Annotated in this window: 17 protein-coding genes; 9 read left to right on the top strand and 8 right to left on the bottom strand. The window is 68.0% G+C overall.

The features are described from left to right. The first annotated feature begins 1 nt into the window (after position 1). The 4 genes from nuoM (at position 2) to hemH (ending at position 5525) form a co-directional block, all read left to right on the top strand. On the top strand, positions 2–1546 hold the full coding sequence (nuoM, locus tag C3942_RS12555; RefSeq protein WP_104230687.1) for an NADH-quinone oxidoreductase subunit M: 1545 nt from the start codon (positions 2–4) through the stop codon (positions 1544–1546). Beyond that, the gene (nuoN, locus tag C3942_RS12550) at positions 1543–2979 is read left to right on the top strand and encodes an NADH-quinone oxidoreductase subunit NuoN (RefSeq protein ID WP_104230686.1); all 1437 of its coding nucleotides are present in this window, start codon (positions 1543–1545) and stop codon (positions 2977–2979) included. The genes nuoM and nuoN overlap by 4 nt, the downstream gene beginning before the upstream one ends. A gap of 103 nt (positions 2980–3082) precedes the next feature. Beyond that, positions 3083–4453 (top strand): amino acid permease, encoded by a 1371-nt coding sequence (locus tag C3942_RS12545; protein WP_104230685.1) that lies wholly within the window; start codon positions 3083–3085, stop codon positions 4451–4453. A gap of 1 nt (position 4454) precedes the next feature. After that, a complete protein-coding gene (gene hemH, locus C3942_RS12540) occupies positions 4455–5525 on the top strand; it encodes a ferrochelatase (protein WP_104230684.1) in 1071 nt (356 codons plus the stop codon). 291 nt (positions 5526–5816) lie between these two features. Here hemH and C3942_RS12535 read toward each other — a convergent pair whose 3' ends face one another. Further along, complete coding sequence (locus tag C3942_RS12535; RefSeq protein WP_104230683.1) at positions 5817–7997, bottom strand: amidohydrolase family protein; 2181 nt, start codon at positions 7995–7997, stop codon at positions 5817–5819. Between the two features lie 124 nt (positions 7998–8121). Between C3942_RS12535 and C3942_RS12530 the strand changes: the two genes are divergently transcribed. Next, a complete protein-coding gene (locus C3942_RS12530) occupies positions 8122–8589 on the top strand; it encodes a cupredoxin domain-containing protein (RefSeq protein ID WP_133164299.1) in 468 nt (155 codons plus the stop codon). A 49-nt stretch (positions 8590–8638) separates the two neighbouring features. Further along, a complete protein-coding gene (locus tag C3942_RS12525) occupies positions 8639–9394 on the top strand; it encodes a 2OG-Fe dioxygenase family protein (RefSeq protein ID WP_207766081.1) in 756 nt (251 codons plus the stop codon). Positions 9395–9446: 52 nt separating this feature from the next. Here the strand turns inward: C3942_RS12525 and C3942_RS12520 are convergent, their stop codons facing one another. The 4 genes from C3942_RS12520 to C3942_RS12505 form a co-directional block, all read right to left on the bottom strand. Beyond that, positions 9447–10055, bottom strand: coding sequence for a TetR/AcrR family transcriptional regulator (locus C3942_RS12520; RefSeq protein ID WP_104230681.1), 609 nt, complete (start codon positions 10053–10055; stop codon positions 9447–9449). Beyond that, complete coding sequence (locus C3942_RS12515) at positions 10052–10852, bottom strand: alpha/beta fold hydrolase (protein WP_104230680.1); 801 nt, start codon at positions 10850–10852, stop codon at positions 10052–10054. The genes C3942_RS12520 and C3942_RS12515 overlap by 4 nt, the downstream gene beginning before the upstream one ends. A gap of 281 nt (positions 10853–11133) precedes the next feature. Further along, on the bottom strand, positions 11134–11637 hold the full coding sequence (locus C3942_RS12510) for a nuclear transport factor 2 family protein (RefSeq protein WP_207766068.1): 504 nt from the start codon (positions 11635–11637) through the stop codon (positions 11134–11136). Positions 11638–11920: 283 nt separating this feature from the next. Continuing rightward, positions 11921–12370, bottom strand: coding sequence for a CBS domain-containing protein (locus C3942_RS12505; RefSeq protein ID WP_104230678.1), 450 nt, complete (start codon positions 12368–12370; stop codon positions 11921–11923). A gap of 344 nt (positions 12371–12714) precedes the next feature. Here C3942_RS12505 and C3942_RS12500 point away from each other — a divergent pair, with 344 nt between their 5' ends. Both C3942_RS12500 and C3942_RS12495 read left to right on the top strand, forming a co-directional pair. Next, complete coding sequence (locus C3942_RS12500) at positions 12715–14604, top strand: DAHL domain-containing sensor histidine kinase (protein WP_104230677.1); 1890 nt, start codon at positions 12715–12717, stop codon at positions 14602–14604. A 47-nt stretch (positions 14605–14651) separates the two neighbouring features. Next, complete coding sequence (locus C3942_RS12495) at positions 14652–15614, top strand: response regulator (RefSeq protein WP_104230676.1); 963 nt, start codon at positions 14652–14654, stop codon at positions 15612–15614. 249 nt (positions 15615–15863) lie between these two features. Here the strand turns inward: C3942_RS12495 and C3942_RS12490 are convergent, their stop codons facing one another. Both C3942_RS12490 and C3942_RS12485 read right to left on the bottom strand, forming a co-directional pair. Then, entirely contained in the window at positions 15864–17372 is a 1509-nt protein-coding gene (locus tag C3942_RS12490; RefSeq protein WP_104230675.1) for an aldehyde dehydrogenase family protein, read from the bottom strand. Positions 17373–17490: 118 nt separating this feature from the next. Next, positions 17491–18867 carry a DUF1329 domain-containing protein gene (locus tag C3942_RS12485; protein ID WP_104230674.1) on the bottom strand — a complete coding sequence of 459 codons (1377 nt, stop codon included), beginning with the start codon at positions 18865–18867 and terminating at the stop codon, positions 17491–17493. 228 nt (positions 18868–19095) lie between these two features. Between C3942_RS12485 and C3942_RS12480 the strand changes: the two genes are divergently transcribed. Further along, positions 19096–20289 carry a helix-turn-helix transcriptional regulator gene (locus tag C3942_RS12480; RefSeq protein ID WP_104230673.1) on the top strand — a complete coding sequence of 398 codons (1194 nt, stop codon included), beginning with the start codon at positions 19096–19098 and terminating at the stop codon, positions 20287–20289. 186 nt (positions 20290–20475) lie between these two features. Here C3942_RS12480 and C3942_RS12475 read toward each other — a convergent pair whose 3' ends face one another. After that, entirely contained in the window at positions 20476–21573 is a 1098-nt protein-coding gene (locus C3942_RS12475; RefSeq protein WP_104230672.1) for a 3-ketosteroid-9-alpha-monooxygenase, oxygenase component, read from the bottom strand. Between the last annotated feature and the right edge of the window lie 106 nt (positions 21574–21679).

The raw sequence follows: 21679 nt of genomic DNA, 5'->3' as shown, positions 1-21679 counted from the left end.
AATGGTTCTGGTCTGGCTGATCCTGATCCCCTTCATCGGCGGCCTGCTGAGCTGGCAGTCCGAGCGCTGGTCGCTCGGCGTCCCGCGCTGGATCGCCTTCTTCACGATGCTGCTCTCGCTGGTGATCTCGCTGTGGCTGTGGGCCACCGGCGACTACTCCGTCACCGGCACCGGCTTCCAGGCCGCGGCCGGCGCCGCACCGCAATGGGCCGTGGAATTCCGCGCCGCGTGGATTCCCAGCCTCGGCATCAGCCTGCACCTGGGCCTGGACGGCCTGTCGCTGCTGCTGGTGGTGCTGACCAACCTGCTGGGCCTGATGGCGGTGATCTGCTCCTGGCGTGAAATCGACAAATACGTCGGCTTCTTCCATCTCAACCTGCTGTGGAACCTGGGCGGCGTGGTCGGCGTGTTCCTGGCGCTGGACATGTTCCTGTTCTTCTTCTTCTGGGAAATGATGCTGGTGCCGATGTTCTTCCTGATCGCGCTCTGGGGACACAACATCCCCGGCGGCAAGGGTCGGGTCTACGCGGCGGTGAAGTTCTTCATCTTCACCCAGGCTTCCGGCTTCCTGATGCTGCTGGCGATCCTGGCGATGGTGTTCCTGCACCACAAGGCCACCGGCGTGATCAGCTTCGACTACCACGACCTGCTCAACACGCCGATGAGCAAGGAGATCGCCTGGCTGCTGATGCTCGGCTTCTTCGTCGCCTTCGCCGTGAAGACCCCGCTGGTACCGCTGCACACCTGGCTGCCGGACGCGCACTCGCAGGCTCCCACGGCCGGCTCGGTGGACCTGGCGGGCATCCTGCTGAAGACGGCGGCCTACGGCCTGCTGCGCTTCGGCATCCCCTTCTTCCCCGAAGCCTCGCGCGAGTTCGCCCCGATCGCGATGTGGCTGGGCGTGTTCACCGTGGTCTATGGCGCGGTGGTGGCCTTCTCGCAGACCGACATCAAGCGCCTGATCGCCTACACCAGCGTCTCGCACATGGGCTTCGTGATCATCGGCATCTACGCCGGCACCGAGCAGGCCCTGCAGGGCGTGGTGGTGCAGATGATCGCGCACGGCCTGTCGGCGGGCGCGCTGTTCATCCTCTGCGGCGAGTTGTACGAGCGCCTGCACACCCGCGACCTGCGCCAGATGGGCGGCCTGTGGGCCCGCTTCCCCTACCTGCCGCCGATCATGCTGTTCTTCTCGGCCGCCTCGCTGGGCCTGCCGGGCCTGGGCAACTTCGTGGGCGAGTTCCTGATCCTGGTCGGCAGCTTCCCGGTCGCCCCGCTGGTCACCATCCTGGCGTCATCGGGACTGATCCTGGCGGCGGTGTACTCGCTGATCGTGGTGCAGAAGGCCTTCCACGGCGCACCGCGAGAGGAAGGCATGCTGGAAGACCTCAATCACCGTGAGCTGGCGATGATGCTGGTCCTGATGCTGCTGATGTTGGGCCTGGGCCTCTACCCGCAGCCGGTGATCGACGCCGCGCATGCCCCGATCCAGGCCCTGCACCACATCTACTCCGGCGCCGCCGCCAGCGGAGCGACCACGCCATGACCGCACAACAACTCACCGCGCTGCTGCCCTTCTTCGTCATCTCCGCCACCATCGTGGCGGTCATGCTGGCGATCTCGGTCCGCCGCCATCACCGCCTGACCGCCTTCCTGTCGGTGGTCGGCCTCAACCTGACCCTGCTGTCGCTGCTGCCGACCTGGCTGGCCGGTACCGGCCCGGTGCAGGTGACGCCGCTGATGGTGGTGGACGGGCTGGCCAGCTTCTACATGGCGCTGGTGCTGGTCGCGACGCTGGGCGTGATGACGCTGTGCCACGCCTATTTCGAGGGCTACAGGAGCGACCGCGAGGAAATCTACCTGCTGATCCTGCTCGGCGCGCTCGGCGGCCTGACCCTGGCCTGCGCCAACCATGCCGCCACACTGCTGATCGGCCTGGAACTGCTGAGCCTGCCGATGGTGGCCGGCGTGGCCTACGCCACCTCCGACCGCCGCGCGGTCGAGGGCGGCGCCAAGTACCTGGTGCTGTCGGCCGGCGCCTCCGCCACCCTGCTGTTCGGCCTGGCCCTGATCTATGCCGCCACCGGCGCCCTGGACCTGAAGGCCCTGGCCGCCATCCTGGTCAACGCCAACCTCGGCCAGCCGCTGGTGCTGGCGGGCGCGGCGATGGTGCTGGCCGGCCTGGCCTTCAAGCTGTCCATCGTGCCCTTCCACCAGTGGACGCCGGACGTCTACGAGGCCGCCCCGGCCCCGGTGACGGCCTACCTGGCCACCGTGGTCAAGGCCGGCGTGCTGGCCGCCGCCCTGCGCCTGTTCCACGCCGCGGGCGCCCCGCCCTCGCCGCTGGTGGTCAAGGCGCTGACCATCCTGGCCCTGGCCTCGATGATCGTCGGCAGCCTGCTGGCCCTGCGCCAGGACAACCTCAAGCGTCTGCTGGCCTACTCGTCCATCGCCCACTTCGGCTTCCTGCTGATCGTGCTGGTGGCCCCGGGCAGCCGCTCCCTGGAGACGGCGGGCGTCTACATGGCCACCTACCTGATCACCTCCCTGGGCGTGTTCGGCGTGATCGCGCTGGTGTCCAGCCCGGCCGGCGAGCGCGACCGCGAGAAGCTCTCCGAGTACCAGGGCCTGTTCTGGCAGCGCCCCTACGTGGTGTCGATCTTCACCGCCATGATGCTGTCGCTGGCCGGCATCCCGCTGACGGCCGGCTTCATCGGCAAGTTCGCGGCCATCGCCGTGGGTGTCGAGTCCGACCTCTGGCTGCTGGTCAGCGGCATCGTGCTGGGCAGCGCCATTGGCATCTACTACTACCTGCGCGTCATCAGCGCCCTGTTCGTGCCGATGCCCGGCTACGAGCGCGTCAGCGAGTCCATGAGCTGGGCCCAGTCGGCCGGCGGCGTCATGCTGCTGCTGTCGATGCTGCTGATGCTGGCCATGGGCGTCTACCCGGAGCCGCTGTTCCTGCTGGCCCGTCCGTAGTAGCGTTCGCGCATGCGTACCTCCTGCCCGAAGCTCATTCCCGAGCCGGCTGGCCCCTGATCATCAGCGGGCCGCCGGCCCGGAACTTGCGTTGGGAAACTCCATGAGTCTGTTCAGAACCAAGCACATCGTTCCCACCGCCGATACCGGCCTGAAGCGCTGCCTCAGCGCCACCGACCTGATGCTGCTGGGCATCGGCTGCATCATCGGCACCGGCATCTTCGTGCTGACCGGCATCACCGCCGCCACCACCAGCGGCCCGGCGATCATCCTGTCCTTCATCGTCTCGGGCCTGGCCTGCGCCTTCGCCGCCCTGTCCTACTCCGAGCTGGCCGCCAGCTACGGCGGCTGCGGCAGCGCCTACGGCTACGCCTACGCCTCGCTGGGCGAGTTCATCGCCTGGATCATCGGCTGGGACCTGGTGCTGGAATACGCCCTGGCCACCGCCACCGTCGCGGTGGGCTGGTCGCGCTACTTCGGCCGCGGCATGGAGATCGTCGGCATCAACCTGCCCGAGACCCTGATGAAGGCCCCGGCCGACGGCGGCTTGGTGAACCTGCCGGCGGTGCTGATCGTGATGGTGCTGTCGATCCTGCTGGCGGTAGGCGTCAAGGAAAGCGCCCGCTTCAATTCCGGCATCGTGTTCCTGAAGCTGTTCACCCTGCTGGTGTTCATCGTGGTGGCGGCAGGCAAGGTCGACACCGCCAACTGGACGCCCTTCATGCCTTTCGGCTGGAACGGCGTGATGACCGGCGCCGCCGTGATCTTCTTCGCCTACATCGGCTTCGACGCGGTCTCCACGGCCGCCGAGGAGGCGCGCAACCCGCAGCGCGACATCCCCATCGGCATCCTCGGCAGCCTGGCGATCTGCACCGTGCTGTACATCATCGTCGCGGCGCTGCTGACCGGCATCGTCCCCTACGCCAGCCTCAACACCGCCTCGCCGATGGCCGACGCCCTGCGCGCCCACGGCATCGGCTGGGGCCTGAAGCTGGTCACCGCCGGCGCCATCGCCGGCCTCACCACGGTGATGCTGGTGCTGTACTTCGGCCTGACCCGCGTGTTCCTGGCCATGTCGCGCGACGGCCTGCTGCCGCCGGTGTTCTCCACCGTCAACGCCAAGACCCAGACCCCGGTGCGCATCATCATGATCAGCGGCGTGCTGATCGCCCTGACCGCCGGCTTCACCCCGATCAACGAGCTGGCGGAACTGGTCAACATCGGCACGCTGGGCGCCTTCGTGCTGGTCTGCGCCGGCGTGATCGTGCTGCGCAAGCGCCTGCCGGACCTGCCGCGCCCCTTCAAGGTGCCGTTCGGCCCGGTCATCCCGGTGCTGGGCATCGTGTTCTGCATCTACCTGATGCTGAGCCTGCCGGCGGTGACCTGGGTCCGCTTCGGCAGCTGGCTGCTGGTGGGCATCGCGGTCTACTTCCTCTATTCGCGCCGCCACAGCCACCTCGCCCGCACGGCCTGAGATGAGCCTGCCGGAACACATCCATAGCCGCTCGCCGCGGCGCGGCGTTCTGCTGGTGAACCTCGGCACGCCCGACGCGCCCACGGCGCCGGCCATCCGCCGCTACCTGCGCGAATTCCTCAGCGACCGGCGCGTGGTGGAGTTCAGCCGCTTGTTCTGGCTGCCGGTGCTGCACCTGTTCATCCTGCCCTTCCGGCCGCTGAAGCTGAAGCACGCCTACGAGTCGGTCTGGACGCCGCAGGGCTCGCCGCTGCTGGCGATCTCCAAGCGCCAGCGGGCGGCCCTGCAGGCGGCGCTGGGCCCGGAGGTACCGGTGGCCCTGGCGATGCGCTATGGCAATCCCTCGATCGCCGATGCGCTGGACGAGCTGGGGCGCCAGGACGTGCGCCGCCTCGTGGTGCTGCCGCTGTACCCGCAGTACTCCGCCACCACCACCGCCACGGTGCTGGACCAGCTGTTCGGGCTGCTGCGCCGCTGGCGCTGGCTGCCGGAGCTGCGCACCGTCAACCAGTACCACGACGACGCCGGCTACATCGATGCGCTGGCCCGCAGCGTGGAGGCGCACTGGCAGGCGCAGGGCCGCGGCGAGCACCTGCTGATGTCCTTCCACTCGATCCCGCTGGCCTATTTCCAGGCCGGCGATCCCTACTTCTGCCATTGCCACAAGACGGCACGCCTGCTGGCCGGGCGCCTGGGCCTGGCGCAGGGCCAGTGGTCGGTGAGCTTCCAGAGCCGCCTGGGCCGCACGCCCTGGCTGCAGCCCTATACCGAGCCCCAGGTGCAGGCGATGGCGAGGCAGGGCCTGCGCAAGCTCGACGTGATCTGTCCCGGCTTCTCGGCGGACTGCCTGGAAACCCTGGAGGAGATCGCGCTGCGCTACGGCCAGAGCTTCCGCCAGGCCGGCGGCGAAGCCCTGCGCTACATCCCCGCCCTGAACGACGAGCCGGCCCACATCGCCGCCCTGGAGGCCCTGGTGCGCCGCGAGCTGCAGGGCTGGGACTACCCCGCCGAAGGCGCAGCGGAGCGGCAGGCTCGGGTGGAGCGCGCCGAGCGGATCGGCCCCCTGGACTGAAACGCGGAGGCGCAAACGGAAAAGGCCGGCGAATGCCGGCCTCTTCCGTTCAGGCGGAACAATCACCCGGCGCTCTGCAATCCCGCCAGGTGAAGCAATCCGTCATGCCGGCGCGAGCCGGCATCCAGTCGCCGACGGGAGTGATCATTGATCGACTGGATACCGGCCTTCGCCGGTATGACGGTCGTGATGAAACCACCTTTGCTGCTGCCCCCCCGCGGGTGAGCATGGCGGTTCGAAACCAGAAAGGCCGGCGATCGCCGGCCTTTCTGGTTGGGGTCAGTCGCCCGTCTAGCGGTTCACCGTCCGCTCCCAGGTCTGCAGGTAGGCCTCGGCGGAGTTGTACAGGTCCGTCACCGCCTGCTGGCCTCCCTCCAGCCGCACTTCCTCGACCCAGTCGGCGATCATGCCGTACTGCGCCAGGCCCTCGGCGTTGATGTCGAAGCTGCGGTTGCCCTCGGGCACCTTCGACTGGTCGAACACCACCGGCTGTACGCGCGCGAACTGCGGGCCCCAGCCCGGACCGCGGAACAGCGTGAAGGGATAGCGCACCGGCTCGGCGTCGGCGCCACGCGGGCTCGACTGCGCCGCCAGCCCGTTGGTGTCGGCACCGTAGCCCATCGCGAACAGGTAGCGGTCGTCCTTCAGCGGGCGCAGCTTGTCGAGCTGGCTGACATACTGCCGGCCGTTGCCCTTGGAGGGATACAGCAGGCCGCCGCCCTTCAGCAGGCGGTGTGCCTGGGTCATGCTGATGCCGCCGTGGCCGCCGTGGGTGGACACCAGCGGGTAGACCGGCGAGCGTTCGTCGGCCATGTCCAGCAGCTCGCTCTTCATCTTCAGCTCGAGGTGATCCACCTCGATGATGACCTTCTTGTCCATCATGCGCTCGAAGGCGTAGTGGCCCAGCTCGGTCATGCTGCGCGCATTGCATTGCGGCTTGGACGGATACAGCGGCAGCAGTCCCTGCGTGAGGTTGTGCAGCAGGTTGCTCAGCGGATCCAGCGGTGCCGGCAGCGAGGTGGTCATGTGCGCGCCGGCACCGTAGAAGTACTCGTCTTCGGGGCAATCGTAGGTGGCCCAGAAGCTGCCGGTGTCCAGGAAGTTGCCCAGGTTCAGGATCAGACCGTCGAAGATGCCGTTGCCGCCCAGGCCGTTGTCGAATTCGTGGAGCGGGAACATCTGGCGCACGCCCAGGTCCGTCAGGCGGTTGAGCTGGGTGTCGATCTCCTCGTTGTCGCAGCTGGCGACCTCGAACAGCCCGCCGGGCTGCAGGACCTTGCAGTTGAACAGGTGAGAGATCTCGATGCCGAGCACCACCGCCAGCTTGCCGTCGTTGATCACCTGGCGGGCTTCCTGCGGCGAGGTGACGATGCGGAACCAGCCCTTGCCGGGCCCGCCTTCCTGGGCGTCGATGTAGTCCTGCAGGTCCCGCATGAACTGCACCTGCTTCACCGCGCTTTCCATCTCGTTGCAGTACTGCGGAGAGGGAATCTCGCTGACCTCCTGCACCAGGTCGCCGATATCCAGGTTCAGCACGTTGGCGGTGTTCACCAGCGATTGCAGGCGGCACAGCACCTCGTTCTCGACCAGGTCGTTGACCATGATGCGCATGCCGGCCAGCCAGGCGCGCTCGATCCACTTGTAGTACATCGCCTCGTGCATCAGCGAATCGCGCGCCGGCCAGTCGATGAAGGTCGGCCAACCCTGCGTGTCATGCGTGGCGAGCGGACTGCCGGCGCCCCCCATCAGGTTGCCGACCAGGTCCAGCGCACCGTTGGGACCGTGCTGCGTCGCGCAGTTGCCCAGGGCCTGGGTGACGCCGAAGCGGTGGAACGGACGGCCGTAATGGCCGCCGCCGAGGAAATGCGTGGCACTGACGTGCGCATGCACCTCGGCGAAGCCCAGCACCGGCTTGTCGACGCCCTGGCCCTTGAAGGTGGCGCCCTCGGCGTCGGTGCGGATTTCCGGGAAGGGTTTGCAGCCGCGGGCCGGCACGAAGTCGAACTTCGCAGGCGCCGAGGCCAGCGTGAGCGCGCCGCTGGCGGTGTCCAGGGCCAGGAAGCGTTCGGCACTGGAGGAGTACACGGTGAAATCGCCGGCCGAGTCGGTGTCGATGGTCCAGTCCGCGCTCTCGCCGGGCTGCGCGACGCTGCCGACAGCCCCGCCGGCGGCCGCCATCATCGATTCGTCCTCGGCGAAGAACAGGTACTTGCCCAGGGCGGTGGGCTTCATGAAGAAGGGCGTGGCCTCGGCGGCGCCCGCGGTGGCGGCGTAGCGGCCGTCGCCGTCGCGCAGCGCATGGCGCCCGGTTTCCACCGCCTTGAGGACGTAGCAGGCGTTGGCCATGTCATAGCGCGTCACCGGCGCCCCGCGCGGCGTGGCGGACCCGCCATCCACCGGCTTGCTCGATCCGCAGGCTGTCAGCCCCAGCATGGCCGCCAGCGCCATGACTCCGAGAATGCGCTGCCGCATGCCCCTCTCCCTGTCGTTATTGTCGAACGCGCGAAGCTAACCAAACCGGAGCCCTCTGTGACGCCGGGCCTGTAGTAAAAATGGCCCGTGCCGGCCGGCACCATCGCCGGCTATGCTGGACGGCATGAACCGCTCAGCCCTCGTCTTCATCGCCCTCGGCATTGCCGTCCTGGCCGGCCTCTTCCTGCTGCTGCGCCCTGAAGCCGGGCCCCCCGGCGCGGCGCCCGCCGCGCCGCCGGAGGCCGCCATCAAGCCCCCGCCGGGTGCCCTCCCCGGCGAGCCCGGCCCGGTACCGCCGGGCTCGGAGCCCCTGCCCGACGCGCCGGCCATGACGGCGGAATGGGTGGTGCGCCAAGGGCGGCGCGAGTCGGGCCCCGCCGTGGTGGTGCTGCAGGCCGGGGACGAGGTGGAACTGCGCGTGACCAGCGACCATGACGACGAGCTGCACCTGCACGGCTATGACCTGTCGATGCCGCTGCGGGCCGGGCAGACCGGCAGCCTGCGCTTCCGCGCCGGCCACAGCGGCCGCTTCGAGCTGGAACTGCATCATCACCACCTGGAGTTGGCGGCGCTGGAAGTACGCCCGCAGTAGTGCCCCCGGGTCTCCGCCGGCGGCCGGAGGGTCTACAATGCGCGCCCCGATGGACCGCTCCGTGTCACCGCCTGCTTCCCCCGGCCTGCCGGCCCTGGAAACCCCGCTCGCCCGCGAAGGCCATGTCTTCCTGCAGGGCGAGCCGATGCGCGCGCTGCTGGAAGCTGCCGGCAGCCTGTCGGACTGGGACAGCTTTGCCGCGAGCTGGAACGGCCTGGAGCTGGACCGCCACATGGCGGATGGCGGCCGCTATCGCCGGCGCCGGCACGCGGTCTATGCCGCAGGGCGCGACGGCCCGGTCGAGCGCCAGCCGCACCAGCCGCATTACCAGAGCCGGGACTACAACCGCCTCAACGGCGGCGTGGCGCGCTGGTTCGAGCCGATCCTGCCGGAAATCGGTAGCGGCGCCAGCCTGGACACGCTGCTGCGCTTCTGCCGCGGCCTGTTCGGCCGCCTCTCGCCGCAGGTGGCGAACTGGCACATCGAGGCGCACCAGTTCCGCATCGAGGCGCGGGCCGGCGAGGCCGGGCAGCCGACCCCGGAAGGCGTGCACCGCGACGGCGTGGACTGGGTGCTGGTGCTGCTGGTCCGCCGACAGAACATCGCCAGCGGCGTCACCACGATCCATCGCCCGGACGGCAGCCCGCTGGGCAGCTTCACGCTGACCGCTCCCTGCGATGCCACGCTGATCGACGACAGCCGCGTGTACCACGGCGTCACCGCCGTGCAGCCGCTGGATCCGGCGCAGCCGGCCTATCGCGACGTGCTGGTGCTGACCTTCAGGAGCGAAGCGGCTGCCTCGTAGGAGCCGGCTTGCCGGCGACCCATCCGCCCGGAAGTCCCCGGCAAGCCGGCTCCTACAGGGCAGCCGTCACCCGTTCCACCAGCAGCGCCCGCATCGCCGCCGGGTCCAGTCCCAGCGCCTCGGCCTCGTCCTCCGCCATCGCGTCGGCGCTGCGCTCCAGCGTGAACAGCAGCAGGGCGTCCTGCTCGCGCGGCCGCGGCGGATCACCGGCCGCGGCGCGCAGCCGCGCCAGCAGCTCGAACTGGCGGCGGCGCTGCCCGCGGTAGAACTCGCGGACCACCGGATCGGCCGCGGTCAGCATGCGCAGGCTGGCGCGCAGGCCGCTCCAGCGTCGGTGATGGGCCAGCAGCAGGTCGACGATGCACCCGGCGCGCCGGGTCACCTCGCCACCCAGGTCCAGCGCCGCACTGACCTCTTCCCACTCGCGGTCCACCCATTCGGCATAGGCCGCCAGGAAGATCTCGCGCTTGTCGCGGAAGTGCTTGTAGAAGGTGCCCGGGGCATAGCCCGCCGCGCGGGCCAGGCGGTTGGAATCGGTGCCCTCGTAGCCCAGGCGATTGAACTCTTCCGCCGCGGCCGCCACCAGGCGGCGGCGCGTCTCCTCCGGCGCGCCGCGTCGCGGCCGCGCCTCCTGCTTCGGCCGGCGGGCGGCAGCACTCATGCCGGCAGGCCCTCGAGGAAGGGCAGCAGCTCGCGCAGGAAGGCCGGCGGGTCCTCGGCAAAGGGCATGTGGCCGGTGTCGAACTCGACGTAGCGCGCGCCGGCGATGGCCTCGCGGGCGCAGCGCCCCTCCACGCCGCGGCGCGAGACCGGATCGTGCCGCCCCCAGGCCAGCAAGGTCGGGCAGCGGATGCCGCGCGCCTGCTCGATGACGCTGCTGGCGTCCTCGGCGAAGCTGCGCCACAGCGCCGCGTGGGCGGCCAGCGTCGCCGGACGCGCGTGCGTGGCGTCGAAGCGCTGCAGGATCGCCGCGGTGTGGCTGTTGCGGCGCCGCAGGTAGGCGCGTGCGAACCAGCGGCCGGTATGCCGGCGCACCCACTCGCGCCCCTGCACCCGGCAGAAGGCGCGGGTCACCGCGTTCATCGGCGTGAAGCCGCCGGACGATACCAGCACCAGGCCGCGCACGCGCTGCGGCTGCCGGGCCGCCAGCCTCGCCGCCGCCATGCCGCCGACGCTGTTGCCCAGGAACACGGCCCGCTCAAGCCCCAGGGCGGCCACCGCGTCCTCCAGCACCTCGCCCACCAGGCTGGCGCTGAGGGAGGCCGGCGGCTGCGGCGCGGGGGACTCGCCGAAGCCTGGCCAATCCAGCGCGATGACGCGATGGCGTTCGGCCAGCGACGGCAGGATGGCGTCGAAGTCATGGTGGTCGTGTCCCGCCGAATGCAGCAGCACCAGCGGCAGGCCGCTGCCCTGCTCGGCATAGGCCAGAGGGCCGACGCGGGTCTGGACTTGCTTCATCGGGGCTCCGGGCCATTACTATTAGTGATATTACTATCATCAAAAGGGCAGAACGGCAAGGTCCAGCGGGATTTCCAACCGCTGGGAGCGGCCTGGGCCGCGATCTTCCGCATGCAAGGATCACCGCGGCGGCGGGCGCCGAGCGACGACCCGATATCAGCCCGCAACAACCCGCCCCCCGCAGGTAGTGGACGAACCCAGCCGCAGGGGCGGGCCGGCCGCGGCAACTCCGCGGCGTAGTCACCGGCTCGTCGCGGCCCACGGCCGCCAACCCAGGTGTATCAGGCCGCGGCGGCGGGCGGCGGAGCGCCGGCGAACAGCGCCTTGAGGGCGCCGTCGGTGTAGTCCAGGGCCAGGGTCGAGGTGGCGATGAACTTCGTGCTGCCGATCTTCCAGACGCCGCCTTCCTTGCGGTATTCATCCTCGTAGTAGCCGGCGAGCTGGGTCAGGCTCTTGGCCTGGGTGTTGACCAGGAAGTAGTGCAGGCTCCAGGTGCCGCGGGCACGCGCGGCGTCCAGCACCTCGACCTGCGGGTTGGCGCCGTGGTGCATCTCGACCATGTGGGGATGGCAGCCGACATCCTTGAACAGTTGCACCAGGGCGTCGGCATTGTCGAAGGTACCGACCACGCCGTAGTCGATGTGGACCTTGCCGTCGACGAAGCAGGCCCGCATCGCCGCGGTGTCCTTGCGGTCGCAGGCGAACAGGTAGCGCGCCTTCAGCGTGCGGATCGCTTCGGCATCTTCCAGCTTCTGCAGGCGGCGTTCGAGGGCCTGGGTATCCATGACTGCTCCTGGTGCGGTGAATGCGCCGCAGTTCATCGCAGTCCCCGCGCGGGCGAATCCTCCGTTTGGCCGAGGGGCAGGTGGATGTCCGATCGACATCCACCCGTCCGAAGGCCCGGCCATGGAGCGTTTGCCCTGCCGCCGGGCCTGACTCATGCCACGCCCCACGTCGAAACACCGGCGGGAGCCCGCTCCAGGAACGAGGTTTCGCCATGGACGGCATCCCCCGGCCTGCCCGAATCCGTCCGCACCGTCGTGGACGAACCCGGGCTTTCGACTTTTCTCAGTGGGTTCTCGGCAGGGTCTGCGAATGCAGGCTGCTGTCGCGGGAGATGTCGCCCAGCGCGCAGCCGAGGTTCTCGCGGTCCGTGGCGGAGCAGGCCAGGTCGGCCAGGGCGACGATGCCGACCAGGCGCTTGTCGCGGTTGAGGACCGGCAGGCGGCGCACCTGGATATCGCCCATGTTGCGCGCCACATGCTCGGCATCCTCGTCCTCGTAGCAGTATTTCACCTCGGTGCTCATCGCCTGGTTGACACGTGCGTCCGGCCCCAGCCCGGCGGCGATCCCGCGTATTGCAATGTCGCGGTCGGTGATCATGCCGACCAGTCGGTCACCCTGGCGCACCGGCAGGGCTCCTGCATCGATGTCGGCCATCAGGGTCGCGGCATCCCGCAGGCTCATGTCGGGCATGGCCACGCAGACATCGGGGCTCATGCATTGGCTCACTTTCATGGTCTTCTGCTCCGGTTGGCGGTCGGCACTTCCCTGCCCCCGACCAGGATGCCGTCCATGAACGGCCCCGCCGCCAGGACGGCGGCGGGCGATCTCCCCTGCAGGATAGGAACCGCTCGGCAACCTGGAGTTCCCTTGGGCAGCCGGGCTCTAGTCCGAACAGGGGAAGCCCCCCCGATGGACGAACCTCTAGTGTTCCAGCCAAAGTTCCGTGATGGGGCGGCCCCCGGCATTGCCGGAAGGCCGCAGGAAGGGCGGAACAAACGGCCGCACCCCGCTACAAACCGGCGCCATGTCCGGAGGGCGGAGGCAGGCGGCACCCAGTCTGATGTGGGGGAGACGGGATGAAGAAGCTCAGGCAAGTGTTCTTTGCACTGCTCGCCGTGGCGGCCATCGGCGTGCTGGTCTTCCTGCTGCGCATGACGCAGAGCGTGGACGCGGACCTGCACCGCGCGCGCCTGGAACGCATCCAGGTGGTCGGCAACCTCGACGTGCTGCTCAACCGCCAGTTCACCGGCTCGCGCGTGTCCTCGCTGGCCGATTCCGTCACCGACCGCTCCGGCACCACCGGCCAGCTCGACACCGCGCTGAACGCGCTGGACAAGGACGCCGGCGCCCTGCGCGGCCTGACGCCCGAGATCGACAAGGCCCTGGACACCTTCCTGGATACCATCGAAAGCAAGTTCGAGCTGGCCTTCGACTCCGAGGCGCGCAACACCCTGCTGACGCAGCGCCTGATCAACAGCATGGACGCCGTGCCGACCTACGCCGACGCCGTGACCGCCGCGGCGACCGATGCGCAGCGCGAGGAGGTCCGCAACCTGACGATGCAGGTCAAGACCGAGATCGTGAACTTCGGCGTGACGCCGACGCCGCCGGCGGCCGCCGCCGGCAACATCCGCGCGCTGCTGGAGCAACTGCAGGCGATGGCCCCGCCCACCCCGCCGCCGGCACCGGTGGCCGAGGGCGAGCCGCAGTTCGAACCGGAAGACCCGCCCTTCACCAAGGCCGTGAAGGGCCTGCGCGACCGCTCCGAGGAAGTGATCGCCGACAAGACCGAGCTGGTGGCCAAGCTGCGCGACTTCCTCGACCGCCCCACCGGCCCGCAGCTGCAGGCCCTGGAACAGGCCTACATGAGCTGGCATGAAGGCCAGGTCGCCGTCGCCAACCAGTACCGGACCTACCTCGCCGCCTATGCCGCGGCGCTGCTGCTGGTGCTGGCCTTCCTCGGTTTCAGGCTGGCCCGCTCCTTCCGCGAGATCGACCGCGCCAATGCCGAACTGTCGCATGCCAACGAACACCTGGAAGAACAGGTGACCGCCCGCACCAAGGACCTCAGCACCGCGCTGCAGGACCTGCGCGCCTCGCAGGCGCAGCTGGTGCAGTCGGAGAAGATGGCCTCGCTGGGTACGATGGTGGCCGGCGTCGCCCACGAGATCAACACGCCGCTGGGCTATGCCCGCAGCAACACCGAGATCGTGCGCAACTCGCTGGACGACCTGCGCGGGCTGATCACCGCCCAGGATCGCGCGCTGACGCTGATGACGGCGCAGAACGCCTCCGACGAGGAAGTGGCCACCGCCCTGACCGAGGCCGAGGGCCTGCGCGCCACCCTGAACCCCGCCGAGACCATGGAGGACCTGGGCAACCTGCTGAAGGACACCGACTTCGGCCTGGTGCAGATCGCCGACCTGGTGTCCTCGCTGAAGGACTTCTCGCGCGTGGACCGCTCGCGCACCGACCTGTTCGACATCAACTCCGGCATCGACTCGGCGCTGAAGATCGCCAACAACCTGCTGAAGACCCGCATCGAGGTGGTGCGGCAGTTCGGCCCGCTGCCGCAAGTCGAGTGCTCGCCCTCTCAGCTGAACCAGGTATTCCTGAACCTGTTCACCAATGCCGCCCAGGCCATCGAGGGCGAAGGCAAGATCTACATCCACACCAGCGCGGAGGCCGAGGGCGTCATCGTCCGCATCCTGGACACCGGCTGCGGCATGACCGAGGAGGTGCGCGCCCGCATCTTCGAGCCGTTCTTCACCACCAAGGCGGTCGGCAAGGGCACGGGCCTGGGCCTGTCCATCGTCTTCCGCATCATCGAGGAGCACGGCGGCCGCATCGACGTGCGTTCCACCGTGGGCAAGGGCAGTGAATTTGTAATCCGTTTGCCATTGAAGCAGAAGCGCCAGAGCGGCGACACTGCGGTGAGCGCGGCACCGGAACTCGCCGCCGCATGAATCGAGCCAGGGACCTGGCCTGAAGCAGTCCGAGGAGTCAGTTTTCGATGGATGATGTAGCCCCGACCCAGAAAGCCCGCGTGCTGTTCGTGGACGACGAACCCCGCGTCCTGACGACCATGCGGATGCTGTTCCGCAGCCGCTACGAGGTGTTCTTCGCGGAAAGCGGCCAGGCGGCCCTGGACCTGCTCAAGACCCAGCCGGTGGATGTGATCGTCAGCGACCAGCGCATGCCGGGCATGACCGGCATCGAGATGCTGCGCGCGGCGCGGGACCTGAACCCCAACGCGATGCGCATCCTGCTGACCGGCTACTCCGACCTCAACGCCATCATCGGCTCGATCAACGAAGGCGAGATCTTCCGCTTCGTCAACAAGCCGTGGATGAACGATGACCTCAGCACCACGGTGGCCCGCGCCGTGGCCGCCGCCAAGGCCAGCATGGCCGCCGCGGCCGCCGCCCCCGCCGAGACCGCCGACAGCCCCGCCGTGCAGCCCGTGGCCGGTGCCGCCGGCGTGCTGGTGATGGACGACGACCCCCGCGTGCCGCCGCAGATCCAGACCATCCTGGGCCCCAGTTTCAAGGTCTACGGCGCCAGCTCGATGAACGAGGCGGTTGAGCAGCTGGAAAAGAACCAGATCGGCGTGGTGATCTCCGACACCCGCGTGCAGGACCACCCGGTGGTGAGCCTGATCGGCACGCTCAAGCAGCACCACCCGGAACTGGTATCGGTGATCCTCACCGACCGCGCCGACGCCGGCAGCGCCATCGAGCTGATCAACCAGGGCCAGATCTACCGTTTCATCACCAAGCCGATCCACGACAGCCAGTGCAAGATCGCGGTGAACTCCGCCGTGCGCCAGCACCAGCGCCTGGCCGCCAGCCCGACGCTGCACCAGCGCTACGAGGTGGAGGCGCCCGCCGCCCCGCCGCCGGTCGCCGCCGGCGGCACGGGCCTGCTGGACCGCGTGAAGTCGCTGCGGAGCTGGGTGCGGCGGCTGGGCAGCTGAGTCTTTCGGGATGGATCGAGACCCCTTCGCTGGAGACGGCGGAGGGGTTTTTGTTTGGGCGCTGGATCGCTCGGCCCGCTGAGCGGGGCGCTTCGTGTCCTGGATGTCCTCCCGAGGGCGTTCACCCTTCGACAGGCTCAGGGCGAACGGTCGGGTCAGCCGCTTCACGCTCCTCATTTTTCCGGCGAGGGCTTGATGCGGGGAGAACAAAAAAGCCCCGGCATGCCGGGGCTTTTTCCTTGAAACCGCTTACTTCTTGAACTTGCCCACCACATTCACCACGCCGCTGATCAGCTTGACCATGGCCGGCGGGACCGGCTTGCCTTCGATCAGCTGGGTGAGCTGCTTCTTGTACTTGTCCGTCAGCGGCGGGAACACGTCGCGCGGGTCCATCAGGGCCGGGCCCTCTTCCATCACGGCACGCTGGTTGGAACACTCCAGGAAGGTGGCGTGGCCGACCATGCGGCCGATGCCGCTGCTGTTGACGCCGCCGAAGGAGATGTAGGGGTTGGTGCCGGACTGCACCACGTTGTGGTTCAGCACCGTGCTGCCCGAAGTGGTGTTGTTGCGGAAGAACTCCCAGGCGGCCTTGTCCTTGGCGAAGACGTAGAGCGCCAGCGGCTTGTCGCGGCCGCGGATCTCCTTGATGACCTCGTCGCGGTTCTTCCAGGGCTTGACCACGATCACGGGGCCGAAGATCTCTTCCTGCATGATCTTCATGTCCTCGGTCACGTTCATCACCACGGTGGGGGCGATGTAGCGGTCCTCGGCGCGGTACTCGCCGCCCATGACGATCTTGGCGCCCTTGGCCTTGGCGTCCTCCACCAGGGCCTTGATGCGCTCGAAATGGCGGGCATTGATGATGCGCGGGAACTCGGGATTCTTGTCGAAGCCCTTGCCGTCCGGGTTGTACATGGCGGTGATTTCCTTCACCAGGGCACCGGTGAAGCGCTCGATGACGGACTCGTGCGCCAGGATGTAGTCCGGCGCGATGCAGGCCTGGCCGGCGTTGCACATGCGGCCCCAGGAAGTCTTCAGGGCGGCGTCCTCGACGTCGGCGCTGGCATCGACGATCGACGGATTCTTGCCGCCCATCTCCAGCGTGACCGAGGCGAAGTGGTCGGCGGCGGCCTTCATGACGATGCGGCCGACGGTGTTGTTGCCGATGTAGAAGATATGGTTGAACGGACAGGCCAGCAGGGCCTGTGAGACCTCGACGCCGCCCTCTACGACGGTGACGTCGCCGTCCGGGAAGGCCTCCTTGACGATCTTGGCGATCAGGGCCGAGGAATGCGGGGCCAGTTCGGAGGGCTTGAGCATCACGGCATTGCCGGCGCCCAGGGCGCCCAGGGTCGGCAGCAGGCCGATGACGTAGGGCGCGTTCCAGCTCGGCAGCACCAGGGCCATGCCCTTGGCCTCGTAGTGCATGTAGCACTTCTTGCCCAGGGTCATCAGCGAGGGGCCTTCGGCCGGCTTGGGCTCCATCCACTTGGCGAGGTTGCGCTCGATGAACTCGGCTTCGAACTTGAGCATGACCAGCTCGCCGTCCATGTCCGGCGGCGTCAGGCCGCGCTCGAGCTTGCCGGTTTCGTAGATTTCCTGGCGGTACTTCAGCACCGTAGCCATGAGGCGCCTGATCTTCTCGATGCGCTGGGCGGCGGTCGTGAGGTTGTAGTCCGGCGCCTTGGCGGCGAGGCGGTCGAAGAGGGGGCGGACGTGGGCGGCCTGGCCGGAGCGGATGTCGACGACAGAACTCATGGCGGTGTCTCGATTCGAGGAATAGGGGTGCGGGATGCCAAGGGGGAAAAGGCCCCCGAAAAACGCACAATGACCGCTTTGGCGGTCATTGTGGTCGTCCGGATGGGCTAGATGCCGCTCAGTGCCCCGCTCTGGCGGCGGCCTCGGGGGTGAACATGCCCGGGGTCATGGGGGTATTGACGCGCCACCAGTCCTCGGGCTTGCGCTCGTTGAGCAGGTTGGTGGCCTCGTAGACGCCGGCCGTCAGGTCGTGGAACAGCTGCACGCCGCGGTGGTGGGCCGAGGATTCCTGCGAGTAGAAGTACAGGATCACGGCGATGCGCCAGAGTTGGTCGCGGCCGTCGTAGTGGTCGGCCCAGAGCACCTGCCAGCTGTCCTCGTCGACATAGATGCGGCGCGTCTTGTACTGGTGGCGCAGGCCCTCGATCAGGTTGGCCTCGATCACCCAGACGCGGCGCAGTTCGTAGCGGACGTACTTGGGATTGATGGTGTTGGGGGTGATCAGTTCCTTGTACTTGATCGCCGGGTCGTTGATCCGGAAGTTGTGGAACGGCAGGTAGATCTCCTGCTTGCCCAGCAGCTTCCAGTTGTAGCGCTCCGGCGAGCCGTTGAAGCCGTAGTCCTCGTCGGTGGTGTGCAGGCCGGCCGGCGGCACCGGGTAGTCGTAGCCGACTTCCGGGGCCTGGCGCACGCGGCGCGTGCCGGGCAGGTACTGCCAGGCTTGCGTGGCGTCCTTGCTGTAGTTGTTGGGCTGGAAGCCCACCGCGACCAGGCCCTTGTCGCGCTCGGGCAGCAGGTAGCCGGTGTAGAAGTAGCTGTTGATGCGCTCGGTCAGCGGCCGGCGCGTCTTGGGGTCGTTCATCACGTTCATGGTGAAGAACTTGTTGCGGCCCCAGCCGATGGTGCCGTTGCCGTAGACGTTGGCGATGTCGAGCACGCCCTTCTCGGTCCAGGCGCGGAAGGCCGTCTTCACCGACCAGATCGCCTCGAGGCCGCTCTTGGGAATCGGGAAGGCCGGCCCGCCGCCGGTGCCGGTCACGCCCTTGCCGCCGTCGGTCATCTCCGACTCCAGGGCGTTCTTCTTGGTGACGTCGCAGGCCCACTGCGGATTGCCGAAGTCACGATGCGTCGGGTAGACGATCATGCTGTAGTTCTCGGGATACTTCTTGAACAGTTCCTTCTGCCCCGCGGTCAGCTTGGCGGCGTACTTGCCGTGGTTCTGCGCGGTGATCGTGAACAGCGGCTTCTCCGCTGCGTAGGGACCGGGCTCGTAGCCGTGGGGGTTCTTCATGCCGGGCCACTTGCCGACCCACTGGCCGCCCCACTTGGGAATGCTGCCGTCGCTGTTGCCGGCGCGCGTGCCGCCCATGCAGTTCAGCTCAGGACCGTCGAGCTTCGCCGCTTCCGCGGGCGTGAGCTTGGCGCTGGCCGTGGCAGGAGCGAGGGCCAGAACGACCGTCGCGCTGAAGAATGCCGTGCAAATCCTGGAACGCATCACTGTCTCCTCCGACTGATGGTTGCCCTGCCCCCGCGCCCTCTTCGGGTCTTGCGAGTGGATTGCAGTGTCGGCGAGCGGCCAAAGCGGCCGCCTCACCCAAAAACAGTACATTTTCTGCCCGCTTGGCGGGCACTTCGCAATTCGCTTGCGGCATGTTACATTGCAGTTGCAATGTTTTTTTGACACAAGCGGCGGCCATGTCCCGCCGCCGCAGGAGGAGGAAGCATGCTAGCCACCGAACCCCGTGTCCGCGCCGCCGCAGGCCTGCCGCGCCGCGCCCCGCCCCGCACCCCCATGGACGCCGAGCCGCGCCAGGTGGGCGACCTGCTGGGAGCCCTCTACGAAGGTGCACTGGAACAGCCGCCCTGGCACCACGCGCTGCGCCTGCTGCAGCAGCGCCTGCAGGCGGCTCACGTGTCGCTGATCCTGCGCCCGCCCACCGCCGAGAATGCCGGCGTGATGATCAACGTGGGCGAGAACCACGACGCCCGGCTGTCCTACGAGAAGCAGTACTTCGCCGTGGACCCCTTCGTCAGCCTCAAGGAAGGCGAGGTCATGACGCCGGAGGAACTGATCGGCCAGCAGTGGCTGGACGGCCCCATGTACCAGGAATACCTGCGCCCGCAGGATGTGCGCTACGTGCTGGGCGCGGACGTCTACACCGCCGACGGGGTGGAATGCCGCCTGCGCGCCACGCGCCGCCATGACTCGATGCCTTTCGGCGAGACCGACAAGGCGCTGTTCCGCTTCGTGCTGCCGCACCTGAAGCGCTCCATCCAGATCCAGTCGCGCATCGACTCCCTGGAGTGCGAACGGCAGATGCTGGCCGGCACGGTCAACCGCATGCTGCTGGGGGTGATCTCGCTGGCGCAAGGCGGCGAGATCCTGGAGATCAACGACGAGGCGCGGCGCATCCTGGCGGAGCGCGACGGCATCTGGCGCGGGCCCAACGGGCTGCAGGCCGACAACCCGGATGACAAGCGCGAACTGCAGCGCCTGGTCCAGCGTGCGCTGGGCCATGGCAGCGGCAACGCCGGCGGCGGAATGGTGGAGGCCATGCCGATCTCGCGGCCCTCGGGCCGCGCGCGGCTGTCGGTGGTGGTCAAGGCGGTGCCGGCCGGAGACTGGTGCGATACGCGCAAGCGCCCGGCGGCGGTGATCTTCCTGCGCGATCCGGACTGCAACACCGCCCCGCCCTCGCTGGACCTGGTGCGGCGCCTGCTGGGCCTGACGCGCGTGGAATCGCGCATGGCCCTGCTGCTGACCGAGGGCTACACGCTGGACGAGGCGGCGGAGATGATGAACATCCGCCGCAACACGGCGCGCACCCACCTGCGCTCGATCTTCTGCAAGACGGGGGTCACGCGGCAGACGATGCTGGTGAGGCTGTTGCTGAGGAGTGTCTTCAGTCTCGGATGAAACACACTGCTGGAAGCCGTTCGCCCTGAAGTCCTGAGCCTGTCGAAGGATCGAAGGGTGAACGGCCGTCGGCCGTGGCCAACGGTCCGCCCCTGCTTCGACAGGCTCAGCACGAACGGACTGAATCTTCCAGGAAACCAAAAAGCCCCGCATTCGCGGGGCTTTTTTTGGTTGAAGCAACCAAGCTTACACGTTATCGAACGCGTGCTTCAGCTCCGGCTTCTTCTCCAGGCCCTTGTCGATCTCGATCAGGCGCTTGTTGCGCAGCTCGGCCGGCACGGTGGCGGCGTCCATGTAGAACTGATCGTACCACTGGCGGTTCTGGTAGACCGGACCGTCGCCGTCGCAAAGCAGCGGGTTGTCGATGCGGATCTTGTTGTGCCAGATCTCGACGTCCTCGCCGAAGGCCTTGTTGGTCAGGTCGACGTACTGCTTGACCATGGCGTCGCAGGCCTCCTGGGTCATGCCCGGGAACTTCTTCACCAGCACGCCGAAGCGCAGCTCGAAGCTGTGCTGGTCGATCGGGGTGTGCGAGTTCAGCAGGATCGACTCCACCGGGTAGCCGCCCATGGAGCCGAACATGTGGGTGATCTGGTAGGCCGGGCCGTAGTAGCTGGCGATGGTCGTCAGGTACTCGTCGGCGCCGCCGAGCTTGCGGTTGAGGCCCACCATGACCTGCGTGGCCTTGTGGTTCTCGAACAGGTTGGCGAAGTAGACGACGTTGTCGGAGCCGTGCACGGACACGAAATGGGCCATGTCGGCGATGTTGTCGACCAGCTCGCGGCAGTTGACCTTGATGGTCCACTGCACGATGGACCAGTCGGACCACTCCTCGGAGAACACCGGGTCGATGCGCGGGATCGCCACGTCCGGCGTCGGGCCGTTGCCTTCCGGGTCGTTCCAGACGAAGAGCATCTTGTTCTCTTCGCAGGTCGGCCAGGACTTCACGCGGGCCTTGGGCGGGATGCGCTTGGCATAGGGAATCTCGGTGCACACGCCGTCGCCGCCCCAGGCCCAGCCGTGGAACTTGCAGACCACGGACTCGCCCTTGACGCAGCCGATGGCGAGGTCCGCGCCCATGTGCGGGCACCAGGCGTCGATCACGCTGAGCTTGCCGCTCTCGCCCTTGAAGATCACCAGGCGGGTGCCGAAGATGTTGATGCCGTGCGGCTTGCCGTCCTTGTACTGTTCTGCCAGGCCCAGGCAGTGCCAGCCGCGCGCATAGCGGTCGGGCGGGGCCTCGGCCTCGATCTTGTGCATCGGCGTCTTGATAACGGCAGCCATGGGGTTTGCTCCTAGGGGCTAATGGGCGCAGTGTCTCCGTGGTACCGGGGTGCCGCATCATCCATTTGAGTGAATCCCCCGTGCAGCCTTGCATCGTTTCATAGAC

Source organism: Solimonas fluminis, from assembly GCF_002930645.1.
In the GTDB taxonomy this organism is placed as follows: Bacteria; Pseudomonadota; Gammaproteobacteria; order Nevskiales; family Nevskiaceae; genus Solimonas_A; species Solimonas_A fluminis.
The sequence above is the reverse complement of the archived record's forward strand: the minus strand, read 5'-3'. Positions and strand labels throughout refer to the sequence as shown.